This window comes from Bacillus sp. z26, assembly GCF_058313635.1.
On record NZ_JBZFQM010000002.1, the window covers coordinates 586583 to 602575 of the forward strand.

General features: G+C 36.7%; 13 protein-coding genes and 1 riboswitch. Of the genes, 3 read left to right on the top strand and 10 right to left on the bottom strand.

The genetic code is table 11. From position 1 onward, the window contains the following. Positions 1-47: 47 nt before the first annotated feature. Positions 48-1253 (bottom strand): non-homologous end-joining DNA ligase, encoded by a 1206-nt coding sequence (gene ligD / locus AC4G3K_RS08055; protein ID WP_491132976.1) that lies wholly within the window; start codon positions 1251-1253, stop codon positions 48-50. Beyond that, the gene (gene ligD, locus AC4G3K_RS08060; RefSeq protein WP_491132977.1) at positions 1250-2191 is read right to left on the bottom strand and encodes a non-homologous end-joining DNA ligase; all 942 of its coding nucleotides are present in this window, start codon (positions 2189-2191) and stop codon (positions 1250-1252) included. The genes ligD (AC4G3K_RS08055) and ligD (AC4G3K_RS08060) overlap by 4 nt, the downstream gene beginning before the upstream one ends. A 393-nt stretch (positions 2192-2584) precedes the next feature. Between ligD (AC4G3K_RS08060) and AC4G3K_RS08065 the strand changes: the two genes are divergently transcribed. Beyond that, entirely contained in the window at positions 2585-2932 is a 348-nt protein-coding gene (locus AC4G3K_RS08065) for a short-chain dehydrogenase (RefSeq protein ID WP_491076692.1), read from the top strand. 230 nt (positions 2933-3162) lie between these two features. Here the strand turns inward: AC4G3K_RS08065 and AC4G3K_RS08070 are convergent, their stop codons facing one another. Further along, positions 3163-3951: an SDR family oxidoreductase gene (locus AC4G3K_RS08070; protein ID WP_491132978.1), complete on the bottom strand. Its 789-nt coding sequence runs from the start codon at positions 3949-3951 to the stop codon at positions 3163-3165. A 215-nt stretch (positions 3952-4166) separates the two neighbouring features. Here AC4G3K_RS08070 and AC4G3K_RS08075 point away from each other — a divergent pair, with 215 nt between their 5' ends. Then, positions 4167-5207, top strand: a complete 1041-nt coding sequence (locus AC4G3K_RS08075) for an AI-2E family transporter (RefSeq protein WP_491132979.1) — start codon at positions 4167-4169, stop codon at positions 5205-5207. A gap of 217 nt (positions 5208-5424) precedes the next feature. Here AC4G3K_RS08075 and AC4G3K_RS08080 read toward each other — a convergent pair whose 3' ends face one another. The 5 genes from AC4G3K_RS08080 to AC4G3K_RS08100 all read right to left on the bottom strand — a co-directional run bounded on the left by AC4G3K_RS08080 (position 5425) and on the right by AC4G3K_RS08100 (position 10472). Then, a complete protein-coding gene (locus tag AC4G3K_RS08080) occupies positions 5425-6129 on the bottom strand; it encodes an ABC transporter ATP-binding protein (RefSeq protein WP_491132980.1) in 705 nt (234 codons plus the stop codon). Further along, positions 6126-6938, bottom strand: coding sequence for an ABC transporter permease (locus AC4G3K_RS08085; RefSeq protein WP_491132981.1), 813 nt, complete (start codon positions 6936-6938; stop codon positions 6126-6128). Before AC4G3K_RS08085 ends, AC4G3K_RS08080 begins: the two co-directional genes overlap by 4 nt. A 62-nt stretch (positions 6939-7000) precedes the next feature. Further along, the gene (locus AC4G3K_RS08090) at positions 7001-7507 is read right to left on the bottom strand and encodes a nitrous oxide reductase accessory protein NosL (RefSeq protein WP_491132982.1); all 507 of its coding nucleotides are present in this window, start codon (positions 7505-7507) and stop codon (positions 7001-7003) included. Then, a complete protein-coding gene (locus AC4G3K_RS08095; protein ID WP_491132983.1) occupies positions 7504-8781 on the bottom strand; it encodes a right-handed parallel beta-helix repeat-containing protein in 1278 nt (425 codons plus the stop codon). The genes AC4G3K_RS08090 and AC4G3K_RS08095 overlap by 4 nt, the downstream gene beginning before the upstream one ends. A gap of 491 nt (positions 8782-9272) precedes the next feature. Further along, positions 9273-10472 (bottom strand): helix-turn-helix domain-containing protein, encoded by a 1200-nt coding sequence (locus AC4G3K_RS08100; RefSeq protein WP_491132984.1) that lies wholly within the window; start codon positions 10470-10472, stop codon positions 9273-9275. A 152-nt stretch (positions 10473-10624) separates the two neighbouring features. Here AC4G3K_RS08100 and AC4G3K_RS08105 point away from each other — a divergent pair, with 152 nt between their 5' ends. Further along, complete coding sequence (locus tag AC4G3K_RS08105) at positions 10625-11893, top strand: MFS transporter (RefSeq protein ID WP_491132985.1); 1269 nt, start codon at positions 10625-10627, stop codon at positions 11891-11893. A gap of 398 nt (positions 11894-12291) precedes the next feature. On the opposite strand, the gene cdr is transcribed toward AC4G3K_RS08105, so the two are convergent. Beyond that, positions 12292-13938, bottom strand: coding sequence for a CoA-disulfide reductase (gene cdr, locus AC4G3K_RS08110; protein ID WP_491132986.1), 1647 nt, complete (start codon positions 13936-13938; stop codon positions 12292-12294). A gap of 243 nt (positions 13939-14181) precedes the next feature. Beyond that, a complete protein-coding gene (locus AC4G3K_RS08115; RefSeq protein WP_491076682.1) occupies positions 14182-15672 on the bottom strand; it encodes an amino acid permease in 1491 nt (496 codons plus the stop codon). 90 nt (positions 15673-15762) lie between these two features. After that, positions 15763-15967, bottom strand: a riboswitch (Lysine riboswitch). Positions 15968-15993 lie beyond the last annotated feature (26 nt).

The window sequence follows — 15993 nt, forward strand, 5'->3', positions numbered from 1 at the left end:
AAATCATAAATCATTAGTCTTATACTGATCTTTGTCAGATTAGATCTTTAATTTTGCTTTTCTTTTATAAAGTTTATAATTTTTTTCATTTGATTCGATTGATCCATGGCAAAGTAACTGTCAAATGGATTTATCCCTTCAGAAACCCGCTTCTTAACGATATTCATAGAATATTGTTCTGTTTTCAACCCTGTCTTTATTTCTTCCCAAAACAATGGCGCTGCAATACAGGGGTTTTGTGTCTCTCTCGGTGAATACGGACAGATGATCGTCTTGTCTTTATCATGCTGGATATAGTCGATATAAAGCCGGTTTCCTCTATTTTTTTTCAATCGTTCCGTTGTAAAATCATCAGGAAATTGATTAACCAGAAAGTTGGCGATGAATTCAGTGAATAATCGTGTTTCAGGATAGCTGATTGTCCCTTCGATCAATGGAATATGGATTTGGATTCCTTTTCGTCCTGACAATTTCACATAAGCAGTTAATTGAAATTGATCGAGAATTTTCTTCATTTCCAGTGCTGCTTTTACGGCTAGCTGTAAATCACCTAATTGAGGCGGATCAAGATCAAAAACAATTTCTGCAGGATTTTGTTTCTCCAGTTCATTGAATGGAATATGAAATTCAATTGCCGCCTGGTTCCCGAGCCACAAAAGAGTTTCGATATTATTACACACGGTATAGTTAATATCATGATTTATAGCTGTTTCCACAAACCTCGGTGCATAATCCGGAGTTGATTTTTGATAAAATCCTTCTGAACCCACACCTTCTGGATACCTTTTAACCGTTAAGAATCTATCCTTTAAAAAGGGGAGCATGAAGTCAGATATGGAAAGAAGATAGTCTATATATACCTCTTTTGTTACTGATTGTTCTGTCCAAATCAATTTCCCTGGATTCGTAATGGTTACCTTCTCAAATTGGGACAACGCCAATTTAGTCCATGTACAAGTTGTCCACTTCTCGTTCACGGCTAAATTTACATAGACAGGTGATACTAATTTAAATTTGGTAATGGCTTTGTATTTGATTTGTATACAAATCCCAGGCGGTACTTTATAGATTCCTTTTTGATGTTCGGTACCTGTTTGTTGCAAAATGGTTAGGATCGCTTGTCGCTCTTCATCCGTAAATCCTTCTTTTACTTTCCCCAATTCAATAATTTTATCCATATAGAGGACAGCCACCGTACAAACTTTTTTGACGCTATCATATTCAGTTAAAAAACAAAGTCCTTTATACCTCATAGGTCAAGCTCCATTAAGCATTTTTCTGGATCATGTTCAACAAATGATTCCAATAAAGGCTGCCTTAATGTCATTGATTCGGTCCATTCCAGATAGGTGACTTTGACCGTATAAATAGGCTGTACCCATTGATACTTCTTGGCTTGGTCCAATTTTGTACTAAAAGGATTTTGGGACTGGGAGGCTTTCTCCATAAATTGTTGAATTACCTTCCATCCCTCTTGTGTATAGTATCCTTTCCCTGCACGGCCGATATAGTGAAGTTTTCCTGAAGAGTCATATAACCCTAATGCCAAAGATTGCAATTCGCTCCCCTTTAACAAATAACCACCTACAACAGCGATGAGGTCTTTATAAAACTTAATCTTTTGCCACCGTCCATCTTTTCCATTCAAACTATATGGTTTATGCAAATCTTTAGCAATAATTCCCTCCAGATTTTGTTCCATGATAGCTTTATACAAGGTATCTCCATCCCGAAAATTTTCAACAACTTGTACATATTCTGTAGGCATGATAATAGACGATAACAACCTTTGACGTTCTTCAAGCTCCTCTTCGATGACCCATTTACCATCCAAATATAAAATATCGAATATCATGTATATAATAGGTCTTTCCTTTATTGCATCCATAATATAAGGGGAACGATTCATTCTATCCCGCTTCATAACTTCATGAAACGAGGGTTTCCCGTTATGCAAAGCAATAATTTCCCCATCAAGAATTACTGAAGATGCGGAACAAAAGGTATCCAGATCAGTCAATTCCGGATACTGCTTTGTTCGATTATTTAAATTTCGATTGATCAATTCTACCTTATTATCCATTTTATAGACCAGCATACGGACGCCATCCCACTTAACTTGGTATATCCATTCCTCACCTTTTGGGATCACTTCAGCAGAAATCGGCTCAAAGGGTTTTACTGGATCCATATCTATCTCCTTCCATCTAATATGAATTTCATTCGATTATACAGTATGAGGAAAATTATACAGAATATATTGGTGTAACTATGGATAATGCTTCTGGCACTATTCTCGCTAAGAAATCAAAACAATATACCTATTTCTATTTTTTCTTTCATAAATATGGATAATTTATCTTGAAGAGAGTATTTTTATTGAATAGTATGAGGAGGAAGATGTTTGAAGTAAGTTTGAGTTGACGTAATAAGAAAAACAAAGTCTTTATCTTACAAGTCCATACCTAAATCTATTTCAAACAATGATTTAAACCTTATATCATAATAAAGATATCCTCAGCAAATAGTAAAAATCGCATCAGTTTCCAATTATGCTATTTGTATCAGTGAAAGGAACACAATTATGGCTTGCGTACACCAATTTGGAATTCTTGATTATTTTGATGACCAAAAGAAATACAATGATTACACCCCCCACACCTACAATTGCATTTCTGTAGATGACGATATAATCAATTCGTTAAGTAGAGATCTATCAACTATGAAAACATACTATCATTCATTCAATCGCGCTGAATGGGGATTAGCTTATTATGGAATAACAATTATTCCACCTGAATCTTTAGCCTTATTTTATGATGTTGTTGTATCATCTCGTGATTTCAAGTGTTCCAAAGAACTAAGTAGACTGGCTTCAAAAATTATGAAAGCAGCGGAAGAAAAGAAATATATGATTCATTACGGAGTTTAAATCCCTCTTTATTCATCTTTAAAAGAGAAGTATTTTTGCTTAATTAAAAGGCAGCCAAGGTTTTGGCTGCCTTCATTATTATAAATTAATTCCATACTAACTCTTTCAAACTATCTTCACCGTTCCAATAAGTTTCGTATGTAACCAAAAATCGATCTACTATTTAGCAGACCCCTATCTCGTGTTACTTACCTGCATAATATAGAGGATGCTTCTGGATACAGAATTATTTACAATAACGATTCTGTACCATCTACATATATTTCAGTACCGGATATGTGGCTTGATTCATCAGATGCGAGGAAATATACCAAATTAGCTACCTGTTCCGCAGATCCTGGTCCATCTGCCAATGGCTGCATTCCTTCTGGATACTCGATTGGTATTTCGATTTCCTTTAAACTTTCAGATTTAGTCGTGCTGTTATCGATATTCGTTTCTATAGCACCCGGACAGATTGCGTTAACACGGATTTTATATCTTGCCAACTCAAGTGCTGCCATTTTCATAAATCCAATTTGGCCTGCTTTTGATGTACTGTAGGCTGCCATTCCAAAGCCCGAGTACCTTCTGTTACCATTAATGGAGCTTGTAATAACAATACTTCCTCCATCTGTTTTCATATGTGGAATGCAATATTTCACAAATAGGAATGTGCTTCTGAGATTTGTTTCAATTACTTCATCCCACTCCGCAACCTCAAATTCTTCAATAGAAGACCATGTGCCGTTTATACCAGCGTTACTGAACAGGATATCAAGCCTTTCCCACTTATTCATAACCGCAGAAATACCTTCACGAATCTGTGCTTCATCACGGATATCAACCTGATAAATACAGGCTTCTCCTCCGGCATTCACAATCTCTTCTTTAACTTTTTCTGCATTTTCAACATTTATATCCATAATACATACACGAATGTCATTTTCAGCAAATTTCTTAGCTGCGGCTGCTCCTATTCCAGAACCTCCACCAGTAACGATTGCGACTTTTTTCTTTGATTTTTCTGACAAAGTCATACGTTTCACATCTCCCATGATTCATTTCTACTTATTTATCCATTTCGCATAAGAATGAAACGTACCACTCGTTAGTTTATGTGTATATTCCTAGGTAAATTTCCTATATTGTCTAATTTATTTTTAGTTTTTTACCAAACCCTCTTATAAACTTTATATCTAACAGATATAATTAAGATATCAAGCATGATGCCGAAAGGAGAAACAACAGGTTTATGTTTTCACTCAACCAATTTATCAAAAGCAGAGGATTCATTCGTTTTCTTACTATCTTATTTTTAATAGGTATCTTTTATGCCCTAAGAGGAATGATGAACTTAGTTTTGTTCACCTTTATTTTTATTTTTTTAATGGGCGGACTTGAAAGAATCATTTCCTCTACTATTTCCAAATTTAGTCCAATACGGATTAAACCTCAAATTATCATTACCCTGCTATATACAATTATAATTTCCGCCTTGGTTATGATTGTTTATAAATATATACCTATCATTACCCTGCAAATAACCGAACTTGTAAAAGTGATAACTGATTTTTATAAGCATCCGCCGGATAATACAGCAATTGATATCGTGATCAGCGCCATGCAACAATTTATATCACCTTCTGAGATCGAAGCAAATGCGGTTGCTGTATACAGTTACATAGCAAATATCGGTAAAATAAGTCTGCAGCTATTTTTGGCCCTGCTGTTGAGCCTATTTTTTCTCTTGGAAAAAGATAAAATTAAACGATTTAGCCGTTCATTTAAAAGAAGCAAACTGGGCTTGCTTTTCACTGAATTAGAGTATCTGGGTACTGTCTTTGTGAACTCATTTGGTAAAGTCATCGAAGTTCAATTTTTAATTGCATTTGTAAATGCCGGTTTATCGACTATAATTCTCTATTTCTTAGGTTTCCCACAGCTATTGGGTCTTGCCATTATGATATTTTTATTGGGCCTTATACCTGTAGCCGGGGTCATTATTTCTTTGATTCCCTTATGTACAATTGCCTATAATATAGGCGGAGGCATGCATGTATTATATGTAGTTATCTTAATAGCGATTATCCATGGTTTGGAAAGCTATGTTTTAAACCCGAAATTTATGTCTGCCAAAACTCATTTACCTACCTTCTTCACATTCTTGGTCCTGGTATTTGGAGAACATTTCTTAGGGATTTGGGGACTAATTCTTGGGATTCCTATTTTCATCTTTGTCTTAAATATGCTTGAAGTTCCAGAAACTGAAGTAGTTGAAACGAAGAAAATTTAGCGTGAAATAAATCCTATTTTAATCTTTTATAAAGGATTAAAAGGCATCAGACCTGTATTAAAACGGTCTGATGCCTTTTAATTTTGTCTTACTTGTGAGCAGTTAAGATCATTATTTTTGCACTCTTATTTAATAGGAAGACCACTGGTAAAATATAAGAAAAATATCCAATTATATTCACCAAGAGTACTGTTCATTTTTTTTCCTTTTCCTAATTTCAAACCCTTTGTCTATATAACGTCAATAATTTCTTTGTAAATTCATCTATATTTGAAAAATCATTTTCTAGTGTTTTAGCAAGCTGTCCTTTTTCTATAAATAAAACCTGGTCAGCAATCTCTGCAGCAACGTCCATCATATGGGTAGAAAATATCGTAATGGTACCTGATGCTTTTAGCTTTTTAATGCTAGCAATAAATTCATTAATCCAATATGGATCGAGCCCATTGGTCGGTTCGTCCATAATTAACAGTTGGGGTTCATTTAAAATAGATTGTCCTAATAACAGTCTTTGCCGCATTCCTTTTGATAAATTTTTTACAAGTTCTTTCCGCTTGTCACTTAATCCCAAATTCTCAATTACATCTCTAACTCTGGCATCAGATACCTCTCGAATTTTAGCATAAAAAGACAGAAACTCTTCAACATTCATTTCTCCCTGCGCATAAAATTCATCTGGCATATAACCAATCTGTGATACATACTCCTTATTTTGCTCTACCATATGAACCTCATCTAGAATAACTGAACCAGATGATGGCGAAGAAATACTCGCCAAAATATTCAGAATCGTACTTTTACCTGCTCCATTCCCGCCGCATAAGGCAATGCATTGCCCTTCCTGTACAGATAATGAAAATGGGTGCAGCGCTGTTTTCGTTTTATAATGTTTTGAAATATCAGTCACATCCAACTTTGTCATTGTGCTCTTCTCCTTTTCAAGAACCAAATAGAAATAAAACCGAGCGCAGCGATATACACAAAGGCATATAGAAAGAGCACTCCCCATACAATCCCTTCATTAAATAACGGAACCAGTCCATCATAGGATTGACCAAAGATTGATCCTCCGTCCAGCCTGATTACCAGGAAAAAGCGCAGAAACTCTGCCGGATTAACGATCATCGCTATTTTCATGATGGGACCAATCATCTCATAAGGTAAAGCTCCTAAAATAGCCATTAAGGCAGTCGGCCAGATCATGATCAGAAAAAACCACAGTGCAACAGATAAAGTAAGTGCCTGCCATCTCGTGCTTACAAGAGATCCTATGAATAGACCAAGTGTCAAAAAAAATAAGATTAACAGCATGCTAAATAAATATAAAACAAGCATCCATGTTAATGAAATATCAATCCCCGTCAGTAAACCAATGATCATACTAAGCCAGTACGCAAGTGAAAAGCAAACTGCCTGTGCAGTAAATTGGCCTCCAAGTTTCCCGAAAAAATAAGATACGCTGTCTAATGGATATGTACATAATAATCTCCACTGACCATTTTCCATTTCGTTGGCTATTGAAAATGAACCAAAAATCAACATAAACAGTGGCAATATATATAACATAATATTAACTACTGTACCGGTAATATTTGTATACCCTGAGATCGCTCCATTTGTGCGTTCTAAAGCCAGCAATAAAGAAATGACAATAATCCAGAGAATAGCAATCGAATAATAGGAACGGCCGCGTGCGGTCATTCTCCATTCAGAGCTCCATATGTTCCACATTTTCCTTCCCTCCTATATTGATATCTACATAAAAGGCAACCATGTTGGTTGCCCGTTTTACTTTACATTTCACTTTGTCCATGACTCTCTGTTTTTTCATGATTCATCTCTTTATGCTGTTTCCATTCATGTTTTTGCAAATCATCATAGGATAATAAATCTGCTCCTGATTCTTTTGCAAACTCTTCAGCACTAGATTGATCTTCAAAAGAAATAACATGATAAGACATTGGTGTTTTGATATCATCGCCATATACGAAATAAGAATCTTTCACATCTATCCATTCTTTGGAATGATAGTCACGTACAAAGGTCTTTTCGATTTCCTTATCTTCATTTTCATCTGTCCAATTAAACATACAGCCAATGTCGTCAAACACCATCGTTTTTCCATTAGTCAGGATAATTTCTGTTGCATGTTGATTATCCGCAACAGACATATTGCAATTCGCACATGTATCATTCTTTGGATCAATTTCTACAGGTTTAGCTTCATCTTTACTGCATGCAGACAAAAGCATGAGCGCCCCTATACCAACTAACGCTGTTTTCCATAATGGTCTTTTCATCCTTTTTTCCTCCCTTTGATAAACAAATATAAACTGCAAATGAATAACAATCCGCTGACAAGCCACACGATTAGATCAGCTTGATTCTTTTGTTTATTTGATTGGATGGGCTCCATTAAAGGAGCTGAATCCGTTAATAACCCTTCATCTGTGCTTTTCAGCATTTTTTGCAGAATCGTCATTCCCGGAGCTTGAAAAAAAAGTTGATAATCGGGAACTTCCTCTGTTAAAGCCAAAAAATAAGGATCTGCCGGGTAGATTAGTTCACTTCTTCCATCACCATCAGTATCTATCCTAGAAGATGCATCCCAGTAGTTTGCATCCACTTGATTCCTTTCACTATTGATGGCTTGAGCATCATTCACATTTCCGAGAAAATCATTGTGATAGATTAGATTATCCTCTGAATCTTTAAACTGCACGCCTACAAAATTGGATTGCAGATTGTTTTCTTTTACGGAATTGGAACTTGAGTTTTCTATAAATATACCGATTCGATTATTTTGAATCTCATTTTCTTCAACCACTACATTTCTTGAATCATAAAGTAATAATCCTTGAGAGTTCACATTTTCATTATTTTCAGCGAATGTATTCTTACGGACAATCGCCTCTTCTGCCCCCATGATCATTGCTCCGGTATAATTATTGACGGACTCATTTCCTTCAAGCAAACAGGAATTCGAATACATCAAATGCACGCCATAATGGGCAGCGCGAATATCATTTTGTTCAAATGTATTATGATGACTGTATTCTACGTAAAACCCATCCTGAACATTTTCAATTGAATTATTACTGAACGTGTTATGACTCGACTCCCATAAATTTATAGCATGACCTTCAGATGTCCCAGTAAATGAACTTTCTTTAACCAATACATAATTTGCTTCATCCAGCTTAATACCAGTTCCAACAGACTTTATCGTTAAACCGTTTAGTTCATGGTGGTTTCCAGATAGTACAATGGCAGCTTCATCTAGCGGTAAGCTGTTTGCTTTAATTTCAATATTTTTTATCTGGACCTTTTCACCTGCAATTGTTATAAAGGATTGCTCACCCGTATACGTCAAAATGGTATTCTCTGTTCCTTTAATCGTGATCGGCTTGTTAATTTTAATTTGCTCTTCATAAGAACCACTTTTAACAATTAAGGTTCCCCCAGCGGGTGTTTGGTCAATCTGCTGTTGAAGAGTAGAGTCTGCCAAAATACTCGGATTATGAATAATCCATAACACGATAAGTAATAAAACAATGCGTAAACCCTTCCTCATAAGACCACCCTTTTATCAATCATCATGTATTCAACCTAGTACAGTTGATGAATAATAACATGGATTTTATTTATATAATTATTTTACTTGAATAACAATTCTGAATTCCAGCAAAAAGGTACAACTATTTTTTCAAATAACTTAAAAGTCTGTTTTATAGGATTTTTTATGAGTGGAAATTTGATAGATCATAGATGGAGAGAAGAAACTTAGAAGGATGATGGAAGAGGGAGAAATACAAAAGCAATCGCTTTCGCAATAAAGAATGGATATGTTTAAATCAGTAGATAGGGGCTCATTCAACAACAGCAGAACAAAACTTGGATTGCTCTTAGGAGGATTATGGAAAGTTATTTCTATCTGAGAATCTTTAGAGTACTATTTTCTGTAAAATAATCACAGATGAATTATTCCTGTAAGAACAACTGGATAGAATCAAAACAAAAGGAACTGATTTTTAGAAAGGTTCATCAAATGATGGAATTCATTATTCAGTTCCCTTTTTCTTGTAACAATTTACTTCTAACCTCAACGGCTAATTTATAATAGACAGATTTCGGCATTCTCCTTAATAAATCACCTGTTCTATTAATTTGTTTCAAGGCTTCATCCTTATAACCCTGTTGATTCAAGCATAAAGCGATATATACCCCGGCGGAATGCACCATTGCTACATCAATTGGATGGACCAAAGCATTTGATAGCTTGCATTTACTCAGACTTTCCATAGCTTGATCTATTTTACCCAAGCCAAATAAAGCCTTTCCTTTCTCCAAATAATAGAGTTCTTCTACCTTTTCTGGCATACCTGCGTATTCTTCTATATAGTTTAACGCTGCTGCATAGTCCTTTGTTATTTCATTATGATAAACCGCATATAAAACTGGAAACATCATCAGAGCTATCCTATTCTCAGAAAATACCGCATATTGCTCAGACTTTTGTATTAGTCTAAGAAACTCCCTATCATCCTCCATCATAAGCGGATAATTGGCAGCAATCCTGTATATATCGTCCATACGATAATATACATTCGTATCATTTGATAATTTTATAGCTTCCTGCATCTTCAAATAGGCTTTTTCATATTCCTCCAATGCCATTAGGTCGATCCCCTCATCCAATAAAAGCTTTAACTGGAAAACAATATTTTCTTCCAAGCCATTACCAGTATATTGCTTTCTGATTTCATTCAAAATGGACAATGATTCATTCCATTTCCCATGCCACATACAATATTGATGATAGAACCATAAGGTTTCAGCACTGTCTAAGAATAAGGAGTTCTTCTGAAAATAGACAACAGCCATTTCCATATATTTTTGCATATTGGGTTTATCCATTTGGAGACCTGCCTCTGCATACAAGCTGTATAATTTCGCTTCCATTACACCCCGGGGCATATTATCGGAAACGACTTTTGATAATTTATTGTATATAGCTGAGTAGTTTTTTTTATTTAGATTATCCTTAATTTCATTCAGTAAGGGTAAATAATCCTCTTTTTCATTTAGAAGGTCTCCGGGCTCACAACCAAGTTTTTGAGCAATATAGGTAAGTACGCTCATTGAAGGAGTGGCTTTGTCGTTTTCAATTTGACTTAACATTCCTTTTGTCAATCGATCTCCAGCCAATTCAGATTGAGTAAGCCCCATCGCTTTCCGTAATGTTCTTATTTTATTTCCCAGCATGAATTCTCCCTCCTTATGGAAAGTATACGGTACTATATTCATATTCACAAATAAAAGTTTAATTATTTTAAACTTTCTATTGACTTACCAAAATATGTATTTATATAATAAGTTTAATAATATTAAACTTTTAAACCAAAGGAGAAAAGTCTATGAGTGTAGGTTATACGGAAGCAGAGCAAGATCGATTAAGCGCAAGAAATATCTTATTGTTTGTCTTAGGAAAATTCATCTCGCTGTTTGGTTCAAGTATCTATTCATTTGCCATTGGATTATATATTTTAAAAGTTACCGGTTCAGGTACGAGCTTTGCCCTTGCTCTTGTATTTGCGTCTGTACCCCGGATTATTTTCGGTCCGATTGCCGGAACACTTGCAGATCGCTTTAATCGAAAGACCATCGTCATTGCATCTGAGATTTCAAGTGGATTACTCATGTTTTTCATGCTTGGCTATTCTCATTTTTTTGGGCTTCCGCTTGCATTACTGTATAGCTCTGAAGTTCTGTTAGCCATCTTTTCTACCTTCTTCTCTGTGACTGCATCTTCAACCATTCCCTCGATGGCTGGGGACCATTCCATACAAAAAGCAGGTTCTTTAAATCAATCGGCTTCATCCCTTGCCGGCATTCTTGGTCCAATCATTGCCGGTATTCTATACGGTTTCATGCCTATTGAAGGAATTATTCTCCTAAATGGAATTACCTTTACCATCGCTGGTGTAATCGAGTTATTTATTATTTTCAACCTGTATGCCGAGAAAACGATAGAACAAGAAAAACAGCGATTTCTGAAAAGCATGACAGAAGGATTCTCCTATTTGAAGGAAAATGTTTTTTTATTCTCCCTGCTGAAAGTCTCTCTTTGGATTAACTTCTTCTTTGCAGGTATAAATGTAGCTATTCCCTACATACTTAACACTTCCCTGAATTTTTCCTCACAATCATATGGAATTGCAGCTTCAATGGTATCCGTCGGAGCACTCCTAACCTCTCTAATCATCTCACGACGTCCGGAAATAAAGGATAAATTAAAGAAAATCCGCCTAGGTTTAATCGGAATGGCTTTATTGGTTATTATGATAGGCATACCGCCTATGCTCGAAATAACTTCCGAAATGGCGAATGTCAGCTACTATATTCTCGTCCTTGGACTAATTGGTTCCATCATTATGGTTGTTAATATTCCGATTCAAGTATTAATCCAGCGCACAACCCCAAGCCACTATCTTGGACGTATATTTGGATTAGTCGAAACTATTGCATCCGCCATCTCCCCGCTTGGGATGATATTATTCGGCATCTTACTTGATCACATTCCATCCTATTTTATACCGCTCATTACCGGATTTTCATTGCTCTTAATTGTCTTCCTTGCCATGCCAAAAATAAAAGAACCAAAGGAAGTCGAATTAGCAGGTTAATGAGGAAAGAAAAGCACCCAGCTGAAGTTGTCCAGCTGGGTTATTTTTTATGCTTCCATATCCATATAAATATTTAATTATAAGGAGATTTTACCGATTTTCAAGATCCATACAGCAGATTTCATCCTTGAACCAGCTGAGTTCTCCCTTATTGATACAGATTAGAGTGGTCATTTAGCTTGAATCCAGCCGTACTCAGTCATAATCCAGCCAATCTAAGCCTTATTCCAGCCGTACTCTCTCTTAATCCAGCCGATCCGGGTCTTAATCCAGCCGATCTCTGAAGTTGGCTCTCTCTCCCTCCCTTTTTAACCTAATGAGTCTCTTCCAAAATAAAAAAGCTCCCTTCATGCCGCGAAATCACTAGCAAGAAGAGAGCCTTCACCTCTTATTTTTTATTATTTCTCAGGAAAAGCTTTAGAGTATAAATTGTACCCGCCATCAAGATTTTTAACTTTTATGCCATTCCCTTCAAGTATTCTGGTAGCTAAATAGCCTCTCATGCCAACTTGGCATGTAAGATACAAATCTTTATCAGCAGGAATCTCTGATAAACGATCTCTCAGCTCATCTACAGGAATATTAATCGATCCGGCAATCGCTCCTTTGGCAACCTCCTGTGGGGAACGAACATCAATTAAATAGCCTCCGTTTTCTACAATCTCATCAATTTCATGCCATTGTACGGTGCTGACCATTCCTTCTATAATGTTTGTTGCTGCATAACCAGCCATATTAACCGGATCTTTTGCGGAGGAATACGGAGGAGCATACGCTATCTCGATATCCGGAAGATCCAATGCTGTTAACCCACCTTTTATAGCTGTGGCAATGACATCAATTCGTTTATCTACACCGTCTTTTCCAACAGCCTGTGCTCCGTAAATCTTCCCTGTTTCTTTATCAAAGATCAGTTTTAAATGTAATTGGGAAGCACCTGGATAATAACCTGCATGGCTGCTTGGCGCTACATGGACAACTTCATAAGGGATATTTAAACGCTTCAAAGTCTTTTCATTGCTTCCGGTCGAAGCGACAGTTAACTCAAATACTTTTGCAATCGAAGTACCTAAAGTCCCGTTATAAACACTCTCTTTTCCATGAATATGATCGGCTACTAAACGACCTTGACGATTGGCTGGCCAAGCGAGAGGTACATAGGTATCCGTACCGTTAATGTAATCTTTTACTTCAATTACATCACCAACCGCATAAATCGAAGGATCTGAGGTTTGCAGATGCTTATTGACTTTAATCGCCTCACGTATTCCAAGCTCAAGACCGGCATCTTTCGCTATGGTACTTTCCGGTTGAACACCAATCGCCAAAAGAATCATATCAGTCTCAACTTCCTTGCCACTTTTCAAGCGAATGACACTGCCGTTCTTCTCAATAGCTGAAACACCATCTTCAAGGATTAACTCGACACCATTATCTCTCAGATGTGTATGGACGATTTGAGCCATTTCCAGGTCAATGGGCGTCATTACCTGATTGCCCATCTCAATGATTGTTACATCTATGCCGCGTTCCTTTAAATTTTCGGCCATTTCAAGTCCAATAAACCCACCGCCAATAACGACCGCCTTCTCTGGTTTTTCCTGATCCACTTTTTCTTTAATACGATCAGTATCGGGTACATTTCGAAGCGTATAAATAGATTTGGCCTCCTCAATACCCGGAATAGCTGGCCATATCGGTTTGGAACCCGGAGACAAAATTAGCACGTCGTAGGATTCCTCATATTCTTCTCCTGTTAAAACTTTCCTGGCTATTACAGTCTTATTCTCACGATTAATCTTGATGATTTCTGTCCAATTACGGATATCTAAATGATAACGCTGTCCCATTCCTTCAACCGTTTGAACCAGTAGTTTATTACGGTTTTGAATCACATCTCCTATATAATATGGAAGACCACAATTGGCAAATGATATATATTCACCTTTTTCAAACATGATGATTTCATCTTTCTCACTAAGACGACGAAGTCTCGCTGCTGCAGACGCTCCGCCTGCCACACCGCCAACAATCAAAATCTTCATTTTATATGACCTCCAGTCATTCATTGATTATGCTAATCGTAATATACCCTTTGGGGTATGTCAATTTTTCTATACCACATTGAACTAGATGATCCCACTTACAGTAGATAATTGGATTTATTTACCATTCCTTCTTTTCAACATGTATTGCTGCTTTACAGGATTCCACTAGATGACCCTAATAAAAAAGCAAACCCTATTCTTAATGAAAAGATAAAGGATTTGCCTCACCATGCATCATATTTAAAAAGCCTTTTTCAAATAATATTTTTCGTGTTGTTTAACTTCTTCCATATTTTTAGGAAGATAGCGATAGAAAAGGATTCCACTTGCAAGTAGGATAACTCCGAATATAAACGTTTTTAAATCAGCGGTTCCTTTGATAATCACCCAAATGGAGTAAGCTGTTGCCAATATAGCTATAGTGCCGTCAAAAATTCGGGATCGCATTTCTCCTGATTTATACGTCTCACCTGTCCAAACTAATTTTAACTGGAATGAGGAAGAGATTAAATAAGGGACTAAATAAGAAAGCGTCGCTATATAAATAATGAAGTCAAATGCATGGGCAATTGAATTTGAAATGGTTGAAAAGATAAATAATTGACCTAATCCATTAGAAACTACCATAGAAAAAACAGGGATATTATGCTTATTAATCTGCATGAATTTTGGTATAAATAATCCTTGTTTGGCTGCCTGATACGGTATTTCAGCACTTAATAATATCCAACCGATCGTTGAACCAAATAAACTGATTAGCCCAATCACAGCTAAAGCTTTTCCGCCAATCGGTCCCAATACCGTTTCGATAGCATCAATTAAAGGTTTTTCAGACTGAAGAAGCGCATCCTGTGTTAATAATCCCATAACAAGCGTACTAATTCCCATGTAAATGGCCAACGCAATCAATAGACCTAATATAGTCGCTCTCTTTACATCCGCTTTTTTCTTAGCCCTTGATGCGAATACAACTGCGGATTCTACACCGACAAATGCCCATAAAGTAGAAACAGCCGCAAAATTTACCTGACTAAGCAACCCTCTACTTTCCCCATCTATCACACGAGTTTCTGCAAAAGGTAGAATATTAGACTGCTCAAATGCGAACAGCCCTATGATAATGAATAATCCAAAGCCCACCACTTTGGCAGCAGTCGCAACAAAGTTTAGCTTACCTGCACTCTCCATGCCCTGCATGATAAAGAAGTGAACGCCCCAAAGCATGAGGGTACATACCAGGAATGTTAGAGCATTACCAACTTTCAGAGTAAAACTCCCTATTGTAAACAGTTCAGCTGTACTTGTCAGGCTTGGGAAAAAGGTGGATAAATAGCCAGCAAACGTAGTAATAATCGCAATATTACCAGCAAAATTACCAATCCAATAACCCCATGTTGACATAAAGCCTGATAATCTTGAAGCTAATGAATCTTCCTTAAACAATTCCTTTGCATAGATTTGCGGACCACCTGTTAAATGTGGTTTCCGTATAGCTAGATTACCAAATACTAAGGCAATCGTCAGTACACCTAAACCTGTTAATCCCCATGCCATGATTACTCCGGCAGGACTCGCTACTTCTGCTAATGTTCTCGGCAGCATAAAGATACCGGATCCCACCATATTGCCAACTACAAATGCCGTTAAAACCCATAAACCTAGTTCCTTCTTGTTGTCCACGATAATTCCCCTTCCAAAGCTGTCATAATACTCTCTCTTTGAATTATCCATTTCCGTGTCTCTTTCCGTGTAAGTAAACAAAATAAAAAACACACCTTATCATGAAGGTGTGCAACATTTATGTATAGCCACACCAGACAATAAACGGATAGTTCTCCATGGTATTCATACCCAGAGCGGTATGTCTATATTCCCATGACAGTCCTGCACCTGTTCGGATACAGTCCCAGCTGCTCTTTTCGGAAAAAAAAGAACGCTTCGGCAAATTTCCCTTTCAACCATAGTCAACAAGCTTTCCGGCTCTCTTTTTGGTTTACTAATAAAATCCGCGACCTCTACCTCATCTTGGTCTGATGAGGATTTATATTAAAT

Bases quoted from the DNA above. Each gene is read 5' to 3' on its own strand.
- ligD (WP_491132976.1), bottom strand. From the start codon at position 1,253: ATGAGGTATAAAGGACTTTGTTTTTTAACTGAATATGATAGCGTCAAA.
- ligD (WP_491132977.1), bottom strand. From the start codon at position 2,191: ATGGATCCAGTAAAACCCTTTGAGCCGATTTCTGCTGAAGTGATCCCA.
- AC4G3K_RS08065 (WP_491076692.1), top strand. From the start codon at position 2,585: ATGGCTTGCGTACACCAATTTGGAATTCTTGATTATTTTGATGACCAA.
- AC4G3K_RS08070 (WP_491132978.1), bottom strand. From the start codon at position 3,951: ATGACTTTGTCAGAAAAATCAAAGAAAAAAGTCGCAATCGTTACTGGT.
- AC4G3K_RS08075 (WP_491132979.1), top strand. From the start codon at position 4,167: ATGTTTTCACTCAACCAATTTATCAAAAGCAGAGGATTCATTCGTTTT.
- AC4G3K_RS08080 (WP_491132980.1), bottom strand. From the start codon at position 6,129: ATGACAAAGTTGGATGTGACTGATATTTCAAAACATTATAAAACGAAA.
- AC4G3K_RS08085 (WP_491132981.1), bottom strand. From the start codon at position 6,938: ATGTGGAACATATGGAGCTCTGAATGGAGAATGACCGCACGCGGCCGT.
- AC4G3K_RS08090 (WP_491132982.1), bottom strand. From the start codon at position 7,507: ATGAAAAGACCATTATGGAAAACAGCGTTAGTTGGTATAGGGGCGCTC.
- AC4G3K_RS08095 (WP_491132983.1), bottom strand. From the start codon at position 8,781: ATGAGGAAGGGTTTACGCATTGTTTTATTACTTATCGTGTTATGGATT.
- AC4G3K_RS08100 (WP_491132984.1), bottom strand. From the start codon at position 10,472: ATGCTGGGAAATAAAATAAGAACATTACGGAAAGCGATGGGGCTTACT.
- AC4G3K_RS08105 (WP_491132985.1), top strand. From the start codon at position 10,625: ATGAGTGTAGGTTATACGGAAGCAGAGCAAGATCGATTAAGCGCAAGA.
- cdr (WP_491132986.1), bottom strand. From the start codon at position 13,938: ATGAAGATTTTGATTGTTGGCGGTGTGGCAGGCGGAGCGTCTGCAGCA.
- AC4G3K_RS08115 (WP_491076682.1), bottom strand. From the start codon at position 15,672: ATGGATAATTCAAAGAGAGAGTATTATGACAGCTTTGGAAGGGGAATT.